The organism is Micromonospora sp. NPDC007230, from assembly GCF_042869115.1.
In the GTDB taxonomy this organism is placed as follows: Bacteria; Actinomycetota; Actinomycetes; order Mycobacteriales; family Micromonosporaceae; genus Micromonospora.
Window position 1 is genome coordinate 276,726 of record NZ_JBIAFE010000008.1, and the last position, 17,133, is coordinate 293,858.

The window sequence follows — 17,133 nt, forward strand, 5'->3', positions numbered from 1 at the left end:
GCGCCTACCTTGCGCGCGTGGAGATCCCTACCTTCGTCTACTTCGTCGCACCCCTCGTGATCGTCGCCTTCGTCGTGCAGATCGTGTTCCGGGTGCGGTCCGCCGCCCGCAGCGCGCGCGGCATGGTCCGCTCGTTCCGCAACGTCGTCGCCGTGGACCAGCAGCAGCCCACCACTGGCGAGTTGGCCGCCGCGCTCGCCGTCGGCGCGCACATGTCACTTAACCACGGCGTCTCCTGGAACGCGCTCAAGGACGACGCGAACAGCGCGCAGAAGATCTACGCGAACCTGAAGAACCAGTGGGACATCAGCAACGCCGGCGAGCTGCGGGAGTGCCTGGAGGGCCTGCTGGACAACGAGACCGGCGACGCGGTCGCCGACTTCGTGCTCGACGTACGGCTGGAGCTCGCCGGCCGCCTCGGCGCCGCGCCCGGCACGGAGGCGTGGCGGCAGGCGGTCACCGCCAGCGCCCGCAGCCAGGGCGTGCCTGAGACCACGCTCGATGAGATGATGTCAACCATCGACCGCGTGCTCCGCTACGAGGAGCGGTTCCGAGCGGACGGGCTGCTGCCGGCCGACGGATTCGTCCGCAGCCTTCTCGCGTACGACTGGGGTCGCGCCGTGAACATGGCCCGATGGGGCTACAAGCTGCGGTACATCAAGGAACAGCAGGCACGGGATTACGTGCTGCGCGCCGGCAAGCAAGCCTTCGGCCGATACACCTCGTGGACCGATCTGTCCGCCGGTTATGCGCTCGGGCGGGTGCTCCGCTTCGACAACGACGAGTTCGACGTCTGGTACGCCACCGTGCTCGAACCGCACCAGGTCCTGTTCACAGAGCCGGCCAGCCCGTGGCTCACGATTCCCTGGCCTTCCCGGCAGTGACGCCACGGCTCGCGGTGCTGCTGGTCACCGTCGGGCTGATCCTGCTCGCTGCGGCACTACGGGCCGGGTACCAGCGATGGCGGCTGCGGCCGTCACCACCGGCGGAGGTCGCCCGGTACTCGGGCGACGCGCCGCTGCCGGTCACGGCCTACACCCCCGCGCTGGCGGTCGGGGCGCTGGCCGCCCTCCGGGCCGGCGACGTGTTGGACGCCGTCGGTTGCCGCCGCCCCCGTGGTGCGATCAAGCGTGACCTGCGGGCGGCGGCGGAGCCCTACCGCCGGTCGGTACTGGGCGAGGAAGACGTGTCCACCGCGATCAGCCGCTGCGTCAACGACCTCCTCGGCCCGGCTGCGGAGACCGTCGGTGGGCACCTGTCGCGGATCGAGGAGGTGATCCGGCACCGCCGGCGCGGCGGCCCGGAGCTCTGGCATCACGCCATCGACGAGTGGGCGGCCCGCGCGACGTTGCCGGAGGAGGCCGTCGCGGCCCTGCACGACATCGCCGAGCATGTCGCCCGCGCCGAGGAGGAGCTGCGCCGCATCGGAATCCTCGGCGACGGTGAGTTCGTGCCCACCCTGCTGGCCTTCCACTGGGGGCATGGGGTCCACCTGGCCCGTAGCGCTATGGCGGTCGGCTGGCTGGACCGCACCCGGGGCCTCAACTACCTGCGCCGGGCCGGCGAGCTGGCCCGGCGCAGGTACCCGTCGTCACGCACCCTCCTGGCGGCCCAACTCCTGCCCGCCTACCTCGGCGGCGACGCGGACACCATCCGGTGGGCGGAGACCGCGGTGCCGCCGCTGCTGACGGATCCGCGCAGCCCGCTGCGCACCCGAGAACTCGCAGGTCGCCGGCCATCACCAGCGAGCGGCGAGGCGTAGACCGCCGCGCTTCGTCTCCCGGGGCCAGCATTCCAGCATGGTGCGGGCAATGAAAGTTGCTTCGGATGTCAGGGCTGCACCCGGTGCGCTGGAATGACGCGTTGGCCGGGACGGAGGGCATGCGTCATGTCCCGATGGAAGATGCTGGAAACCTGGGACCCGCGACCTGCCGGGCCTTGCCGACTGCGGTTCAGGTCCCTTGTCCGCGGCTCTTCGCGAGCGACGGGCCATCGTGACCGGCTTCGACTCCAGCCCGGCGATGGTCGAGCTGGCCGAACGGCGGTTGGGCGAGGACGCCACGCTGCTGGTGGCCGACCTCAGCGAGCCGCTTCCCTTCGCCGACGGGCCCTCGACCTCGACCTCGACGTCGGCAAGGTCCCGTGCGGCATCCTGCGCGGGTGCGATGGACGCGGCGTGGGAAACGCGCCCACACCTGGGCGCCGGGCGGCTTCCGCGCCGGCTGAAGGCAGTGCGCTACCCACCCAAGATGGCGCGGCAAGTTCTTGCTGCCTGTGCAACAGCTTTCCGCTGCTGGGCTCGCCGTCCGCCCTTCCGGACGCGCGGCATCTCGCGCCCGGCCGATCGCCAGCCGGTTCCCATTGATGCATTTAGCTGGTAGCGTCCTGGAATCATTGCAAGGTCTTTCATCGATCAGCCGGCGGGCGATCCGCCCTCCGGCTTCCTCGCACCACCCCATCCCCCGCGAGGAGGCCTCCGTAATGAACCCCCGTCTGCGTTCCATGGTGGATTCAAGCGGACTCGCCACGGGATTCTTGATCGCGAGCGCGTTCCAGGCCCACCACGACACGGTTCTGGACACTTTCCGTAAGCGTCTGATCGGGGCCTGCGGGCCGATAGACGTCGAGGAAACGCTTCTCGACCAGGCAGTTATCCAGGCCCGGCAGGTGCTGGCCGACGTCACCGAGAGCATCCGAACTGGACAGGTCCAGGTCGATGAGACGGCGATCGCGCTCGCCTGGCAGGCCGACGCGGCCCGCGCCATGGCCAACCTGCACCCGGTCGAGTCCCTGCGAGCCGCGACCGAACTGTTCGAACCGGTGCTCGACGCGGTGATCGAGACCGCCGCCGGCCACCCGGACGCCACCTGCATCATCCGCACCGCCACCCAGGCCCTGCAACGCAGTGTCATGACCCGCGTCCGCTGGGCCTCCGAGGCCTACGTCGGCCTCCTGCTCGACCGCGTACAGCAGGCCCAACTCGCCGAACGGCGCCGAACAGCCCGCGAACTGCACGACCGCGTCGGCGGGCCGGCCAGCGTGGTCACCCGCAACCTGGAACTGGCCAAAACCTACGCCGACACCGACCGCGACCGATCACACGACAAGGTCAACGTCGCCTACCAGGCCAGCGTGCAAACCCTCGAAGCAATCCGAGGAGTCACCACCGACCTGCGACTGGAATTTAAGTTCGACAACCTCGAACAGGCGCTGCGCGGCTTCCTCGACGTCATGGGTGAAGGCAACGCCACCGTCGACCTCGCCGTGAGCGGCGACGAAGCCTGGGTCCCCGCCGAAGTACTGGCCGAGGTTTTCCTGGTCGCCCGCGAAGCCCTCCGCAACGCCTTCCGCCACTCGCACGCGCACACCATCCTCAGCCACGTCGACATCGCCCCCCACGAGATCCGCATCTGGGTCAGCGACGACGGCGTCGGCTTCGACCCCGACCACGGCAGCTCCACCGGCGGCAGCGGACTGACCTCCATGCGCGAACGGACCGAACTGCTCGGCGGCAAACTCTTCCTACACAGCACGCCAAGTCGCGGCACCCGGATCGAGGCCTTCATCCCACGACCGGAATTTGTGAGATGACACCGCAGGCCATCTCGAACCCGACAGGCAGTTGACGGCTCCTCGTCCTACACCGCGTCGAGACTAGCCACTACTCAGGATGAAAACGCCGCTATCTCGAACGCCTCTCTCGTCCGGGATCGGCGCCGGCTCGATGCTGGCGGCAGCGCGGCCGGACCATCCCGGCGCGCGATGCCGGCGGGGTTGATCGCGAACACGGTGGCGGCGATGCTGTGGGCGTGGAGTACGTGTCCAGAGTGCCGCGACCGCCGCTGGACGGGCTGATCGACGACCTCTACTACCTGGGGGGTGCGCCGCCGTACGCCCGGCTGACGCTGCCGCCGATGCCGTCGGCGTTGCTCATCGTCAACCTCGGGGCGCCGTTCCGCATCCGCGCCGGCACCGACATCGAGACGGCCGAGTACGCCGACGGCTGCGTGGTCACGACGCCCACCCGCGCGTTGGAGTTCGGCTACCCACTCCGGACCCGATCCGTCGGCGTGCACTTCAAGCCGTGGGGGCTGGCGCCGTTCCTGCCGATGCCCGCGGCCGAGCTGTGTGACCGGCCGGTGACGGTGGAGCAGGTTTGGGGCCGGCCCACCATTGCTGAGCTGCGAGACCGGCTGGCCACGGCGGACGGACCGCACGAGATGCTGACGCTGCTTGAGGAGGAGCTAATGCGACGGCTGTGCGAGACCGCCGGCCTAGGGCTGGTCCGCCATACGAGCAGCGTCATCGCGGCGGCCAGCGGGGCGGTGGCGATCGGCGACCTGAGCGTGGCAGCCGGTGTCAGCAGCACACATCTGGCACGGCGGTTCAAGGAGCTCATCGGCGTCACGCCGAAGCGGCTGGCCCGCACCTACCGGTTCGCCGCCACCGTGTTCGCGATCGACCCCGCCGGACCGATCGACTGGGGCGACCTCGCCGGTGGCGCAGGCTACTTCGATCAGGCCCACTTCGGCCATGAGTTCCGGGCGTTCACCGGGCTCACGCCGACCCGGTACGTCGAAGTCCGGCGGCGGTTCCTGCGCGAACATCCCGGCCACGTGCTGGACAGCTGGCCGCTGCCGGCCGATTGATTTCTTACAAGAGCGACGGCTCACGACCCGCTAATTTGGGGGCACGCCAAAGCAGAGGAGAGCCCCGTGGGCAAGGTGGTCATGTACAGCTCGGTGTCGGTGGACGGCTTCGTCGCGGACGAGAATGACCAGCCCGGACCGCTGTTCGACTGGTTGTCCAGCGGTGACGTCCCGTTGGACGAGAGCGGCGAGTTGAAGGTGTCGCAGACGTCCTACGACTACACCCGGCCGTACTGGGACCAGATCGGGGCGACAATCGTCGGCCGCCACGTCTTCGACATGACGGACGGCTGGGACGGGAAGCCTCCGGGCGGGGTCGACCACGTGGTCGTCGTGACGCACCGGCCGGCGCCCGATGGCTGGGACCCCGAGGCGCCGTTTCACTTCGTCGACGGCGTCGAGGCAGCCGTGGCCAAGGCGCAGGAGCTCGCGGGTGACCGCATGGTCGAGGTCGCCGCTGGCGACGTCGGTGGCCAGGTGCTTGCCGCGGGCCTGATCGACGAGGTGCGCATGGACGTCGTACCCGTCGTGTTCGGGTCCGGCAAGCGCTACTTCGGGTCGGTCCACGCGCAGCACCTGTTGGAGGATCCTGACGTGGTGATTCAGGGCAACCGGGTGCTTCACCTGCGCTATCGGGTGCGCCGTTGACGATCTGAGCGGATACGCGAAGAAGTCCACTGCGAACGGTGACAACTGCGGCTCCCCGGCGATCGTCACGCTCCGTGCACCGCTCTGGCGACCCGATCTGCGGAATCGGTGCGCGCTCGTGCCGAGATCAGTGCGTCAGGACAGTCCTGCGGAACTTCTCGGCGAAGTCGCGATACCCCTTCGAATAGGCGTCCTGCTCGCCTGCCGTGCGCTCGACTTCCCCTCGGATCAGCCAGTCCGCAAACTCGTAGTCGCCGTTGACTGCGGCTACAGCCGGCAACATGACGAAGCGGACGTTGTCGAGGAGGAGATCGGAACTGGCGACCTCACGGGAGAATGTGCTCCAGTCCGACCAGTGGTCGATGAAGGGCTGGCCATAGGTCGCGACTGCATGAGTGAGGTCCTCCGCTACCGCCGCCAGATCGCCAGTCGCGGAGAAGTCCCACTGGACAAAAGTGTTCTGCGGCATCAGGTAGCCCAGGGGCCTGCTGACGCACGCTACGGGAGCCGACCAACCGGCAGTGGAGACCAGGATGGCTTCCAGGGCGTCGTGCCTGACGCCGACTACGGGGTTGATATGCAGGACCTGAGGTAGCGACCACGTGGCGAGATTGAGTCCCAGCCATCCCGACGCTGCCCTAGAAGCACCCCTCTGAAGGAGAAGACCTCTGCGCTTGGCGACGAAGCCGTAACGCCGTAGCGCCGCAGCGCATGCGTCCTGACTCGCCCTTGCCAAGCTGGCCAATGTCCTCGTCCCAGTCTCTCGCTTTCCTCCCGGCCGCCACGATTTGAGCTGACGAAACCCGGCCGACGTCGAGCGTCAGCATAGGGGATGAGACACGGACTGATCTGGCGATCCGAGCGCGGCGAGACTTCGACGGTAACGCAACGTGAGCGGTCGACTGGGCTACCGCCTGGGCGGGGACCCGCGCAGGATAGCCGCGCCGGGCACCCTGAGCTGTGCATGTTTGCGTACCTGACTCTGCATCAGAACCCGTACGCCGGCAGGTCCAGCGGTGGAACACTGCCCCGCACTGGGTCGTCTCGAACCAGATCGCCCACCCGCCGCTGGTCACCGAGGAGCAGTTCGTCGCGGTCCAGGCGATCCTCGATGAGCGAACGACTATGGCTGATCGACAGCTTATTGGCGGATTAAATCCGCCATAACCGGCACCCGGGTGTCAGTGGGCGCCGATACTCTTCACCGCGCGGAGGACCGGGGTCCGATGGACTTCTGCACCGGGCCGCCCCAGGCAGTGAACCGCCGAGGGCAACGACCCCGGCCTTCCGTCCAAACCTTTGTCCGGGACACGACCGGCAAGGACGCCTTCTTGGCCCTGCTCCACCAGCCGAAGCAGGGGTAGGTGTCGCTGCGCGCCAGCGCGGCGTACGCGGACGACGCCACCGTCGACCACACCGTCATCAAGGCATACCGGCTGCGGTAGTCGTGATGGCACTCAGCGCCTGATGGGCGGCCGGGCCGCCGCCACCTATCGGCGGCCCGGCGCATCGCTCCGGAACACTCTGCCGTACCGGGGAGCGTGAGGTCCTTTGGCGAGTGATCAGGCGCGCCACGACCTGATAGCTGTCCCCGGTCCGGGCACCGGTCACCTTGGGATGACGGTCCGCCGCACGGTGGATCGGAGCCGGTCCAGCTCCGCGTCGTCGACGTGCCGGGTCCACCGGGCCCCCGGCTCGGTGGTGGACAGGCTGGCCACGCAGACGGCGGTCTCCGCCGCCGCGACCAGCTTTGCACCGGCCGCGAGTTCGGCGGCCAGCACCCCGCACAGGCAGTCGCCCGCACCCGTGGTGTCGAGCACCGGCACCGTCGGCGGGGCGATGTGCGTGACGAGGTCGCGCCTCCGCTCGTACACGAAGGCTCCGGCACCGCCGAAGGTCGCGACCACGTCGCCGCGCCCGGGAGCCTTTCGCACTGCGGCGGCGGCCTCGTCCGGGCCGATCAGGTTGTCCCGGCGGAGCAGGCTGCGCAGCTCGTACTCGTTCGGTACCAGCACGTCGACGTGGTCCAGCAGCTCGACCACCCCGTCGACCATCGGCGCCGGGTTGAGCACCACGAGCCCGGCGGCCCGCTCGGCGACCACGCGGGCCGTTTTCACCGGGATCTCCAGTTGCAGGAGGACGACGCGGGCCGCCGCCAGCGGCCCGGGCGGGACGTCGGCGGTGTCCAGCAGCAGGTTCGCGCCCGGGTCAACCACGATCGAGTTGTCGCCCGAGCCGTGCTCGACGAGCACGACCGCGGTCCCCGACGGTGCGGGCTTGACCACGAGGTGGGTGGTGTCGACACCGGCGGCGGCCAGGTCCGCCCGCAGGAACTCGCCGATGTCGTCGTCGCCGACAGCCCCGACGAACGTAACCCCGGTCCGGGTGGCGGCCGCGACGGCCTGGTTTCCCCCCTTGCCGCCGGAGTGCCGCGAGCGCGACGAGGTCGACAGCACCGTCTCGCCCCGGATCGGCAACTCCGGCACCGGATAGACCTCGTCCAGGTTGACGCTCCCCACGACCAGGAGGTCACTCACCACGCGCCTCGTTCTGCATCGGTTGCCCCTGCGGTCCCGGTGTGCCGGCGGCCCGGATGCCCGCCACGAAAGATTCCAGCAGCGGGTCCACGTCCAGCCGGGTCGCGACCTCGATCGGCGGATGCGGGGGCGCCGGCTTGCCGGCGACGAACGGCCGCCGGTCGGCCACCGTCGCACCCCGGGTCAGGCCGCGCGCCAACTCCACCTGAACGCTCCACCGCGAGTACTCCCCGTACTCGGGGTGCAGCAGCAGGATCGCGGCGGTCGGGTCGTGGATGGGACAGCTCTGCCGCCCGTAGGCCACCGAGAAGTACGCGGAGAACTTCCGGATGATCTGCTGGGCGAGCCGGCCGCCGGGGGTGGCCAGGGCGTCGATCGCGGCCAGCTCCGTCGGCCGCAGCCAGGTGGTGAGGGTGACGTCCAACCCGACCAGTACGCAGCGCCGCCAGCCGGCCGAGAAGACCAGGCTCGCCGCCTCGGGGTCGTGCGCGATGTTGGACTCGGCCCAGGGGGTGTTGTTCCCGGGCACGGTCACCGCGCCGCCCATCACCGAGATTCCGGCGATCAGGTCGGGCAGCTCCGGCTCGATCATGAGCGCCAGCGCGATGTTGGTGAGCGGCCCGATGGCGACGATCTCCAGCTCGCCCGGGTATCGCCGGGCGAGCTGGACGAGCTGCTCGGCGGCGGACATGTCGGTGCGTACCCGCACTTCCCGGTCGATGGGGATCTCGCCGAGCCCGTCGGAGCCGTGCACCTTGGCGCTGTACTGCACCGGCTGGGCCAGTGGCCGCCGGGCACCGACGGTCACCGGCACGTCCGTGCGACCGAGGGCCTTGAGCACGGCGGCCGAGTTGTGCGCCCCCTGCACGGCTGAGACGTTGCCGTGCACCGAGCCCACCGCCACCAGGTCGACGTCGGACCGTCCGGACAGGAAGATCAGTGTCAGGGTGTCGTCGAGGCCGGTGTCGCAGTCCAGCACGATCCGGCGCCGAGCGGTCGCGGTTTCCGGCATCACGCCGCCCCCCGCTCCGTCAGCCGGGTCAGGTCATCGCGGATCAGGGCCACCTCAGCCGAGTCGAGCGGCGCGAGCGGCGGGACGGGCTGCCCCACGTCGATCCCCAGCGCGGCGAAGAGTCCCTTGGCGCCGCGGCCGGGCCCGAGGGAGCGGAACACGTTCAGCGCGGAGTCGAGCCGGTGTTCCCTCGCCTGCGCTGCCGCCCACTCGCCCCGGACGGCGAGGTCGTAGATCTCCACCGACTCGGCGGGGAAGGCGGCCGCCGGACCGGACATCCAGCCGCACGCTCCGGACAACATGGCGGCGGTGGGCGGTACGGCCGTCGCGGAGAAGTACCGGATCCCGCCCGAGGTGGCGTCCAACCACCGGGCCACGTTGGTGATCCGCCCGGAGGCGTCCTTGACGTGGTTCACGCCGTGGTCGCGGTGCGCCGCCGCGATGACGTCCGCGGAGAACTCGACGTGGGTGAGATGCGGGTGGTGGTACAGCACCACCGGCACCTCCACGGCGGCGGTGACCGCGTCGATCATGCCGAGGATCTCCGCCGGCCGCAGCGGGAAGTAGGCGAGGATCACCAGCAGGATGCCGTCGCTGCCGGCGGCCACCGCGGCGCGCGCGTCCCGCACCACGGACGCGGTGTCGAAACCGCTGACCCCGGGTACGACCGGAACGCGGCCCGCCGCGGCGGCGACGGTGCCCTCGATCACTGCCAGCCGCTGGTCGCCGGTCAGGTAGGGCAGTTCGCCGCTGCTGCCCAACGGGGTCAGCCCGTGCACGCCGGCGGTGAGGCAGCGCTCGACGATGTCGGCCAGCGTCGCCCGGCGTACCGTGCCGTCGGCCTCCAGCGGCGTGGGCAGGTACGGGAAGACACCCGACCAGGGTTGTTGCCGTGTCATTACTTCACTCCGCTTCTGGCGATCGACGCCACGAAGTACTTCTGCGCGTAGAGCAGCAGGCAGAGCGGGATGGCCGCGGTGATGACGGTGCCTGCGAAGATCGCGCCGAAGTCCACGAACGTCTCCTGGGAGAACTGCGCGATGGCCACGGGGGCGACCTGGATCGCCGGGTCCGGCGCGATCAGCAGCGGCCACAGAAATGCGTGCCACTGGAAGACGAACAGGATGAGCGCCGCGCTGATCAGGGCGGGCTTGGAGAGCGGCAGGTAGATCCGGAACAGGATCCGCCACCAGCCGAGTCCGTCCATCTGCGCGGCCTCGAGCAGCTCACGCGGGATGTTCCGGAAGAACTGCCGCAGTGCGAAGATCGCCAACCCGTTCCCGACCGCCGGCAGGATCAATCCGTCGTAGGTGTTCTGGAACCCGGCGCCGGAGAGGACCTGGCTGAGCGGGATCGCCAGCGCGTCGAAGGGCATGAGGAACCCCACCAGGGTGAGCCCGAACAGGAACTTCTGCCCCCGGAACTGCAGCACGCCGAGCGCGAAGGCGGCAGCGGAGCAGAGGATCAGCCCGATGACGATGGTGAGCAGCGCGACGATGACGGAGTTCAGCACGGGCGAGCCGAATCCGGTGTTCATCAGGGTCCGGAAGCTGGACCCGGTCAACGTGGTCGGCCAGATCGACTTGACCGACAGCGGGGAGAGGTAGCGGAAGATGTCCCCTTCCGGGCGCACCGAACTGACCAGCGCGAACCACAGGGGAATCACGGAGTAGAGCGTCGCGCCGATCGCCAGGGCCAGTAGGACGCCACGCTTCAGCCGGTTTCCCGACCTCGCCCGACGTTGGTCTGCGGTCGACATGTCAGTCCTCCGAGGGGAGCAGTTTGAACTGGATCGAGACCACCGCGAGGATGATGCACAGCAGGATGAAGGTCTCCGCCGACGCCGCCGGCAGGTCACCGGTGACGTAGGCGCGTTCGTAGATGTCGAACATGATCAGGTTCGTGGAGTGGTCCGGGCCGCCGGCGGTCAGGGTTTCGACCGGCGCGAACACCAGGAAGTTGGCGATCGTGTCGGCCACCAGCACGAACAGCAGCGGCCGCTTGAGTTGCGGCAGGGTCACCTGGAAGAACGTGCGGAGCGGTCCGGCTCCGTCGATCTTCGCCGCCTCCAGCGTGTCGCCAGGGATGTCCTTCAGACCGGCGACGAGGAACATCATCCAGTACCCCACGCCCACCCAGGAGACCAGGATGATGATCCCGGGCAGGGCCTGGAACTTCGAGGTGAGGAACGGTTGGTGCGGCAGGCCCAGCGCGCCCAGCACCGCGTTGAGCGGCCCGTCCGGGCGGAACAGCACGCCCCAGATGATCGCGCTGACCACCTGCGGGAGCGCCGCCGGCAGGAAGATCAGCGTCCGCCAGAGCCCGACCAGGGGCAGCCGCTGGGTGAGCAGCACGGCCAGGCCGAGGGCCAGCAGGATCTGGAACGGATTAACCAGGACCGTGAACAACAGAGTCTGCCGTATCGAGGCGTGGAATGCCGGGTCGGCGAAGACCCGGGCGTAGCTGGCGAAGAGCCCCTGCGGGTCGGACAGGCTGGTCCGGATGGCCTCGACCGCTGGTACGAGCCGGAAGAACAGGATCGCGACCAGCGCCGGCCCCAGCATCAGGAGCACGGCCAGGCCGGTTCCGCGGATCTTCGCGGGACGCCTGCGACGGGCCGGCGCGCCGGCGCGCCTGGGCGGCGCGCCGGCGGGTTTGACGGACGTCGTCATTTGCCGAACCGTCCCAGCGTGGTGACCAACTGCGCCTGGCTTTCGGCCAGCGAGGTGTCCACGTTCGCACCGTTGCCGATGTTGTCGATCATCTTGTTCACCACGCTCTCGAAGTCGGTGTAGCCGATGCTGGAGGGGCGCTTCACCGCGGTCTGCGACAGCTCGTCGGCGATCAGTTGCGAGGTGCCGGCCAGTTCGGGCCCGGCGGCGTCGATGAGCTTGGCCCAGGCGGCGTACGCGTGGTTGTTGGCCGGGATCCGGGCGATGTCCTGACCGGAGAGCACGGCGCCCTCGTCGTTCAGCGTCAGGAACGAGATGAACTTCTTGGCCTCGGCCTGGTGCTTGGAGTACGGGCTGACGGCGAGGGCCCACGAGTCGGTCGGGGTGGCCGGCTTGCCGCCTTCGAAGGTCGGCGACGGCGCGATGCCGAACTTCAGGTTGGGGCTCTTCTTGAAGGTCGCGAGGGCCGGGGTGTTCGCCAGGAAGTACGCGATCTTGCCGTTGGCGAAGAGCGCGGGCAGCTGGGTGTACTGGATGCCCTTGGGGGTGATGCCCTGGTTGAACAGGCCCTGGTAGAAGGTCAGGGCCTTCTTCCAGCCCTGGTCCTGGATCGCCGGGGTGAGGTTCTTGTCACCGGACAGTCCGGTGCCGCCGCCCGCCGACAGGATCAGCGGCTCCAGTTGGTAGTAGCGGCCGGGCTGCTCGAACGCGAAACCGTACTGGGCTCCGGCGGCCTGGGTCTTCTTGGCGTCGGCGGTGAGCTGTTCCCAGCTGAGTCGCTTGTCCGCGGTGTTGGCGGGCTCGGCGATGTTGGCCTTCTTCAGCAGGTCCTTGTTGTAGTAGAGCAGCATGGTGGACGTCCACAGCGGCAGGGCGTACAGCTTGCTGTTGAAGGTGGTTGCCTGGACCGCCTCGGCGCTGGCCTGCTTGCTGGCCTCGTCCTTCAGGTCGTCGAGCGGCAGCAGGAAGCCCCGGTCGACCATCGAGGGGATCTTCGGCTCGTCGGCGGTGAACGCGTCGATTGAGCTGTCCTTGCCGCCCAGGCGGGCCTGCAGCACCTGGGAGAGCTGGCTCGCCGGGTTGGACACGTACTTCACCTTGATGCCCGGGTTCGCCTGCTCGAACGCCGCGATCGCCTTGTCGTAGTAGCCGTCGGGCTGGCCGCCGACGAACTGGAGGGTGACGTCACCCCCGCTCCCGCTGCCGCCGCCGGAGACGGGACCGACGCACGCCGTCGCGGTCAGGCCGACCAGCAATGGGACCAGATATATGGTCTTTTTTCCGGCACGCCAATTCATGGTGGTGTCCAACTCCCTATTTCTCGAACCGAGGGGTTTGTTGAAGAGTCAGGCCGCCGGGGCGGCGGTGGAGTCCCGTATCCGGAGCTGTACTGGAATGCACACCTCCCGCGCGCCGGTCGCCGAGCTCGACCGGACGGCGTCCATCGCCGCTGCCGCGATCGCCCGTACGTCCTGCCGCACCGTCGTGATCCCGGGTGTGGTGTACGAGGCCACCGGCACGTCGTCGAAGCCCGCCAGCGAGAAGTCCCGCGGAATCCGCAGGCCGTGATCGCGCGCGGCGCAGTGCACGCCGATCGCGATCAGGTCGTTCGAGGCGAAGACCGCGGTGAACGGCGACGCCCGCCGGAGCAGGGTGTCCAGCCCGGCGCGGCCACCCGCCTCGTCGAAGGTGCTGGTGACCACCAGCCGCCGGTCATAGCGGATCTTGTGCGCCTTGAGCGCCGCCCGGTAACCCTCGTACCGTTCCAGTGCGACGTCGCAGAACTCCGGGCCGCGCAGGTGCGCGATCCGTCGGTGTCCCAGCTCGATCAGGTGCTCGGTCACCGCCTGCGCGCCGGCGAAGTTGTCCGAGTGGATCCGCACCGCGTGGGTGGACGGAACCGCCCGGTCGAGCGCGATGAACCGCAGGCCGGCATCCTCGTAGGCCTGGACCTCCCCCGAGTCGGCCCGCAGCCCCATCACCAGTACGTGTTTGATCTTCTTGGACAGCAGCACGTCGAGGTTTCGCTGCTCGATCCGTTCGTCGTCCCGGGTGCTGCACAGCAGGACCGCCAACCCCGACCGCTCGGCCAGGATCTGGATCTCCTTGACGAGACTGGAGAAGAACGGGTTGGAGATGTCCGGCAGCAGCACCGCGACCGTGTTCGACGCTCGGCGGGCCAGATCGCTGGCCAGGCTGTTGCGCCGGTAGCCCAGCTGATCCGCCGCCGCCAGCACGCGCGCCTTGGTCTTCGGCGCGATGCCGTTCGCACCGGCCAGCACCCGACTCACGGTAGAGGCGGAAACGCCAACCGCCTGGGCGACCTCGTAGATCGTCGGCGGTGAACCGGTGGTCACGTCGTCCTCCTGGCAAGATCCTCGCAACCGGTTGCGCAACCGGTTGCGAGGATCCTTCGCCCGCTCAGAAGGATTGTCAAGACCCTGGCGTCAGGATGTGGCCCGGCCGCAATCGCCGTCCGGTACTCGGCGATCGCCTCGTCCACCCGGCCGGTCTTGTCGAGCGACGCGGCGAGACGGACCCGGCTCGTGGCTCACCCGCCTCCACCACCGCCGCCACCGGGGCGAAGCTGCCCGACCATCGGGCGCCCTGTTCTCGGCTACAGAACTGGATGCCGCTCGACTCAGCGCCAGCTACCGAGCGTTATCAATCCCGGTCGGGCGGCAAGGTCGCCGGCGGCAGGACCAGACGCCGCGTTCCCCACCCTGCCCCGCCCAGGCATGATCCCGGGCATGACGAACGCTGGCGACATCGTCCCGCTCGGGCGTACCGGCCTCGCCGTGAGCCGGCTCGGTCTCGGCCTGGCGTCGCTCGGTGGGCTGTTCGCGCCCGTCAGCGACGACCAGGCGGCCGCGACCCTCGACCGCGCCTGGGAAGTCGGCATCCGCCTCTACGACACCGCACCGGTCTACGGCTACGGCCGCTCCGAGGTCCGCACCGGGCGGGCCCTGCGGTCCCACCCGCGCGGAGACTACGTGCTGTGCACGAAGGTGGGCCGACTCATCGAGCCCGGCGGGCCGGACACCCAGGCGATCTGGGCCGATCCGCCGCCGGGCCTCGGCCCCCGGCTGGACTACCGCTACCAGGCGGTCCTCCGCTCCGTCGAGGACAGCCTGAACCGCCTCGGCCTCGATCAGGTCGACGTCCTCCACATCCATGATCCCGACGAGGACTACCCGATGGCCCTGCGTGAGGCGTACCGGGCATTGGACGACCTCAGGCGGGCCGGCGTCATCCACGCGGTCTCGCTCGGCGTCAACCACGCCGACGTGGCGGCCCGGTTCCTGCGCGAAGCGCCGCCACCGGGCCCGGACGCCGTGCTGCTCGCCGGGCGGTACACGCTGATGGACCAGTCCGGGCTCGCCGACCTGCTCCCGCTGTGCGCGCGGCGCGGCGTCGCGGTGCTCGCCGCAGGCGTGTTCCAGGCGGGGTTGCTCGCCGAGCCGCGTTCCGGAGCCGCGTACGGATACGCCGAGGTTCCGGCCGCACTGCTCGACCGCGTACACGCGATCCGCGCGATCTGCGCCGAGCACGATGTGCCACCGCTGGCGGCCGCCATCCAGTTCCCGCTCGGGCACCCCGCGGTGGCCGCGGTGCTGGTCGGCGCCCGATCTCCGCAGGAGGTCACCGACAGCGCGGCACTGCTCGCCCATCCCGTGCCGCCGCAACTGTGGCGGCGGCTGCGCGCGACCGGCCTCCTCCCCGAGAACGCACCCGTACCCGAGCCCGACATCCGGTGAATCGGCGGCTGGGACGCGCTCGCCGCCGGGCGGGCAACTCGCGCAAGTCCCGCCGGCCCGCTATTAGGGGTGGGCTACCGTCGACCGGGAGCAGAACAAGGGGGCTCACGGCGTGAGCTGCAGAGGTCGTTGGGACGTACGGCAGCGTCGGCCCTCCGAACGGATCGACGACTTGGGTGGCGTGTCGCGGGTGCCCAGGGACCAGGTGACCGAAGCAGGCCGAGCAGCACTCGTCTGCCTGACAGAACGCCCGAACAAACGGATGCGCCCCGCCCGAACGGGGCGGGGCGCATGAGCCGTGTCAGCGGACGTGTGGGCGGCATCGTCCTCGTGCCGTCTGCCGGGCCTGCCCAGCCTCGGGCAGCGGGTGGGACGGCAAGTCAGCGGCCACCTCGACCCGCGGTGACCGGTCCGCCGGCAGATGTGCCCGATCGGCGATCACGACCACGTCCACCTCCCCGTCGATCATCATCTGCTCGAGGGTTTCCCATGGCGCCCGGACGATCCCCGCCAACCGGTAGTCGTGCTGGCATGTGTGATAGAAGCAGGCCGAAAGGGCGGGCTCCAGCGGCTCGATGTCGGCGGGAACCCAAATGACAGCTATCTCCATGATCTCTCCTGATCAACGTCACCTGCATGTCTGGGTGATCAGGAGGCGCCGCGGCGGTGGAGGGCCACGTTCTACGGGCCGGTTCACGGCGCGGGTGTCCAGGGCAGCCAGCGTTCCGCCTCGGCACAGCGATGGCGTGGACAGCGGCGATCCGGGTGTGGCCCAGGAACCCGGCAGGTCGACACCGGCGGCGCTGGCCACGGCGGGCGTGGACGCCGGTGACAGCCACAGCCACGGTGCAGGGTCCGCGGGAGTGTCGGGTGGCGGAGCTTCGGCGGCTACGGCCGCCGGGGACCGCTGCCGCATTGAGGCCTGCGCCGGGCCGGGCGGGTCACTGGGCGACGGGGAGAGCGTCGCGGGTGTCGCCGAACGCGGCAGCGGCAATGCCGAGATGCGTGGCGGCGCGGAGGCCGACGCCGCTGGGGTAGGGGCTGTGGACGAGGGCCGGGTGGCGGGCGTCGTCGTGCCGCTTGGCGTGACGGCCGGCTGCTCGATGGACTGCAGCTCCCGCCCGCTGGTCGGCGGTGCCTTGACCACCTCGGATAACAGCGTTTCGACGACCTCCGGCCGTACGGTGACGCTGGTGTCCACCACGGGACTGTTTGGCAGCGGGGTCGGATCGGCGTGGGCGGCGTCAGCGACAAGGGATGCCCCTGCCGCCGCCGCTCCGAGCACCATCGCCCGTAGCCAAAGTCTCACCTGAAGCATTCTCGCGCAAATGCACCTCACATCGTCAACCTTGTATGGCTCGCCCGAACATCCTCGGCAGCCGAGCAGCGGCACCCATGCGGCGGCGACACCTCCGTCGCGTCGCGCCCGAGCGAGCCGTCGAGCCCGTATGGGCTCGACGGGTTGGTGATCATGCCCGGGCTAATTCCATAGGCGACGATCGCGCGGTGCACCATGGACGCGGTTGTCCACGCAGCGGGTATCTCGGCAATGCCGCGGGCGAACAGGTGACCAGTCGGACCATGCAACGCCAGACCCTTGGGGTCCTGCCGCGCCAGCCATGTGGTCACCTACGCGGGCTGCGTCGTTGGCGTCCAGCGAGGAAGGCCCAACAAGATTGCCACCTATACATGCGCCTCACGCTGTGAGCCGGTCCGGGTCTCCGCCAGCGCGGCGCTGGCCGCTCCAGCCCGAGCCCGGCGCCTAGTGCCCCGTCATGCAGCCTTGAACGGGTAATCCGGGTGGCGGATCTTGGATCCCGTGGCGAATGCGGTTTTGGGTTTGGCGCGTTGGTTGCG

General features: G+C 69.5%; 19 protein-coding genes and 1 pseudogene. 9 read left to right on the forward strand and 11 right to left on the reverse strand.

The features are described from left to right. Positions 1 to 17: 17 nt before the first annotated feature. From ACFYML_RS14475 to ACFYML_RS14500, 6 genes are all read left to right on the forward strand, one after another. Entirely contained in the window at positions 18 to 884 is an 867-nt protein-coding gene (locus tag ACFYML_RS14475; RefSeq protein ID WP_387421041.1) for a DUF1266 domain-containing protein, read from the forward strand. Next, positions 881 to 1,762 carry a DUF1266 domain-containing protein gene (locus ACFYML_RS14480; protein WP_387421042.1) on the forward strand — a complete coding sequence of 294 codons (882 nt, stop codon included), beginning with the start codon at positions 881 to 883 and terminating at the stop codon, positions 1,760 to 1,762. Before ACFYML_RS14475 ends, ACFYML_RS14480 begins: the two co-directional genes overlap by 4 nt. Positions 1,763 to 1,928: 166 nt before the next feature. After that, the gene (locus tag ACFYML_RS14485; RefSeq protein ID WP_387421065.1) at positions 1,929 to 2,381 is read left to right on the forward strand and encodes a class I SAM-dependent methyltransferase; all 453 of its coding nucleotides are present in this window, start codon (positions 1,929 to 1,931) and stop codon (positions 2,379 to 2,381) included. Between the two features lie 100 nt (positions 2,382 to 2,481). Further along, a complete protein-coding gene (locus ACFYML_RS14490) occupies positions 2,482 to 3,591 on the forward strand; it encodes a sensor histidine kinase (protein WP_387421043.1) in 1,110 nt (369 codons plus the stop codon). Between the two features lie 218 nt (positions 3,592 to 3,809). After that, positions 3,810 to 4,649 (forward strand): helix-turn-helix domain-containing protein, encoded by an 840-nt coding sequence (locus ACFYML_RS14495; protein WP_387421044.1) that lies wholly within the window; start codon positions 3,810 to 3,812, stop codon positions 4,647 to 4,649. Positions 4,650 to 4,715: 66 nt separating this feature from the next. After that, complete coding sequence (locus tag ACFYML_RS14500; protein WP_387421045.1) at positions 4,716 to 5,297, forward strand: dihydrofolate reductase family protein; 582 nt, start codon at positions 4,716 to 4,718, stop codon at positions 5,295 to 5,297. Between the two features lie 127 nt (positions 5,298 to 5,424). Here the strand turns inward: ACFYML_RS14500 and ACFYML_RS14505 are convergent, their stop codons facing one another. Continuing rightward, positions 5,425 to 5,766, reverse strand: a complete 342-nt coding sequence (locus ACFYML_RS14505; RefSeq protein WP_387421046.1) for a hypothetical protein — start codon at positions 5,764 to 5,766, stop codon at positions 5,425 to 5,427. 491 nt (positions 5,767 to 6,257) lie between these two features. On the opposite strand from ACFYML_RS14505, the gene ACFYML_RS14510 reads away from it, so the two are divergent. After that, positions 6,258 to 6,464: a recombinase family protein gene (locus tag ACFYML_RS14510; protein WP_387421047.1), complete on the forward strand. Its 207-nt coding sequence runs from the start codon at positions 6,258 to 6,260 to the stop codon at positions 6,462 to 6,464. A 440-nt stretch (positions 6,465 to 6,904) separates the two neighbouring features. Here the strand turns inward: ACFYML_RS14510 and ACFYML_RS14515 are convergent, their stop codons facing one another. The 7 genes from ACFYML_RS14515 to ACFYML_RS14545 are packed head-to-tail and all read right to left on the reverse strand — an operon-like array spanning position 6,905 to position 13,875. After that, entirely contained in the window at positions 6,905 to 7,834 is a 930-nt protein-coding gene (locus tag ACFYML_RS14515) for a ribokinase (RefSeq protein ID WP_387421048.1), read from the reverse strand. Further along, entirely contained in the window at positions 7,827 to 8,846 is a 1,020-nt protein-coding gene (locus ACFYML_RS14520) for a nucleoside hydrolase (RefSeq protein ID WP_387421049.1), read from the reverse strand. The genes ACFYML_RS14515 and ACFYML_RS14520 overlap by 8 nt, the downstream gene beginning before the upstream one ends. After that, positions 8,846 to 9,745: a dihydrodipicolinate synthase family protein gene (locus ACFYML_RS14525; RefSeq protein ID WP_387421050.1), complete on the reverse strand. Its 900-nt coding sequence runs from the start codon at positions 9,743 to 9,745 to the stop codon at positions 8,846 to 8,848. Before ACFYML_RS14525 ends, ACFYML_RS14520 begins: the two co-directional genes overlap by 1 nt. Further along, on the reverse strand, positions 9,745 to 10,605 hold the full coding sequence (locus ACFYML_RS14530; protein ID WP_387421051.1) for a carbohydrate ABC transporter permease: 861 nt from the start codon (positions 10,603 to 10,605) through the stop codon (positions 9,745 to 9,747). Before ACFYML_RS14530 ends, ACFYML_RS14525 begins: the two co-directional genes overlap by 1 nt. 1 nt (position 10,606) lies before the next feature. Then, positions 10,607 to 11,518, reverse strand: coding sequence for a carbohydrate ABC transporter permease (locus ACFYML_RS14535; protein ID WP_387421052.1), 912 nt, complete (start codon positions 11,516 to 11,518; stop codon positions 10,607 to 10,609). Beyond that, complete coding sequence (locus tag ACFYML_RS14540; RefSeq protein WP_387421053.1) at positions 11,515 to 12,816, reverse strand: ABC transporter substrate-binding protein; 1,302 nt, start codon at positions 12,814 to 12,816, stop codon at positions 11,515 to 11,517. The genes ACFYML_RS14535 and ACFYML_RS14540 overlap by 4 nt, the downstream gene beginning before the upstream one ends. 48 nt (positions 12,817 to 12,864) lie before the next feature. Further along, a complete protein-coding gene (locus ACFYML_RS14545; RefSeq protein ID WP_387421054.1) occupies positions 12,865 to 13,875 on the reverse strand; it encodes a LacI family DNA-binding transcriptional regulator in 1,011 nt (336 codons plus the stop codon). 393 nt (positions 13,876 to 14,268) lie between these two features. Here ACFYML_RS14545 and ACFYML_RS14550 point away from each other — a divergent pair, with 393 nt between their 5' ends. Continuing rightward, entirely contained in the window at positions 14,269 to 15,276 is a 1,008-nt protein-coding gene (locus ACFYML_RS14550) for an aldo/keto reductase (protein WP_387421055.1), read from the forward strand. A gap of 301 nt (positions 15,277 to 15,577) precedes the next feature. Here ACFYML_RS14550 and ACFYML_RS14555 read toward each other — a convergent pair whose 3' ends face one another. Further along, on the reverse strand, positions 15,578 to 15,886 hold the full coding sequence (locus ACFYML_RS14555; protein WP_387421056.1) for a hypothetical protein: 309 nt from the start codon (positions 15,884 to 15,886) through the stop codon (positions 15,578 to 15,580). A gap of 136 nt (positions 15,887 to 16,022) precedes the next feature. Here ACFYML_RS14555 and ACFYML_RS14560 point away from each other — a divergent pair, with 136 nt between their 5' ends. Continuing rightward, on the forward strand, positions 16,023 to 16,589 hold the full coding sequence (locus ACFYML_RS14560; protein WP_387421057.1) for a hypothetical protein: 567 nt from the start codon (positions 16,023 to 16,025) through the stop codon (positions 16,587 to 16,589). 22 nt (positions 16,590 to 16,611) lie between these two features. Here the strand turns inward: ACFYML_RS14560 and ACFYML_RS14565 are convergent, their stop codons facing one another. Then, the gene (locus ACFYML_RS14565; RefSeq protein ID WP_387421058.1) at positions 16,612 to 16,905 is read right to left on the reverse strand and encodes a hypothetical protein; all 294 of its coding nucleotides are present in this window, start codon (positions 16,903 to 16,905) and stop codon (positions 16,612 to 16,614) included. Positions 16,906 to 17,049: 144 nt separating this feature from the next. After that, positions 17,050 to 17,133: pseudogene (locus tag ACFYML_RS14570) on the reverse strand (transposase); the annotation flags it as partial.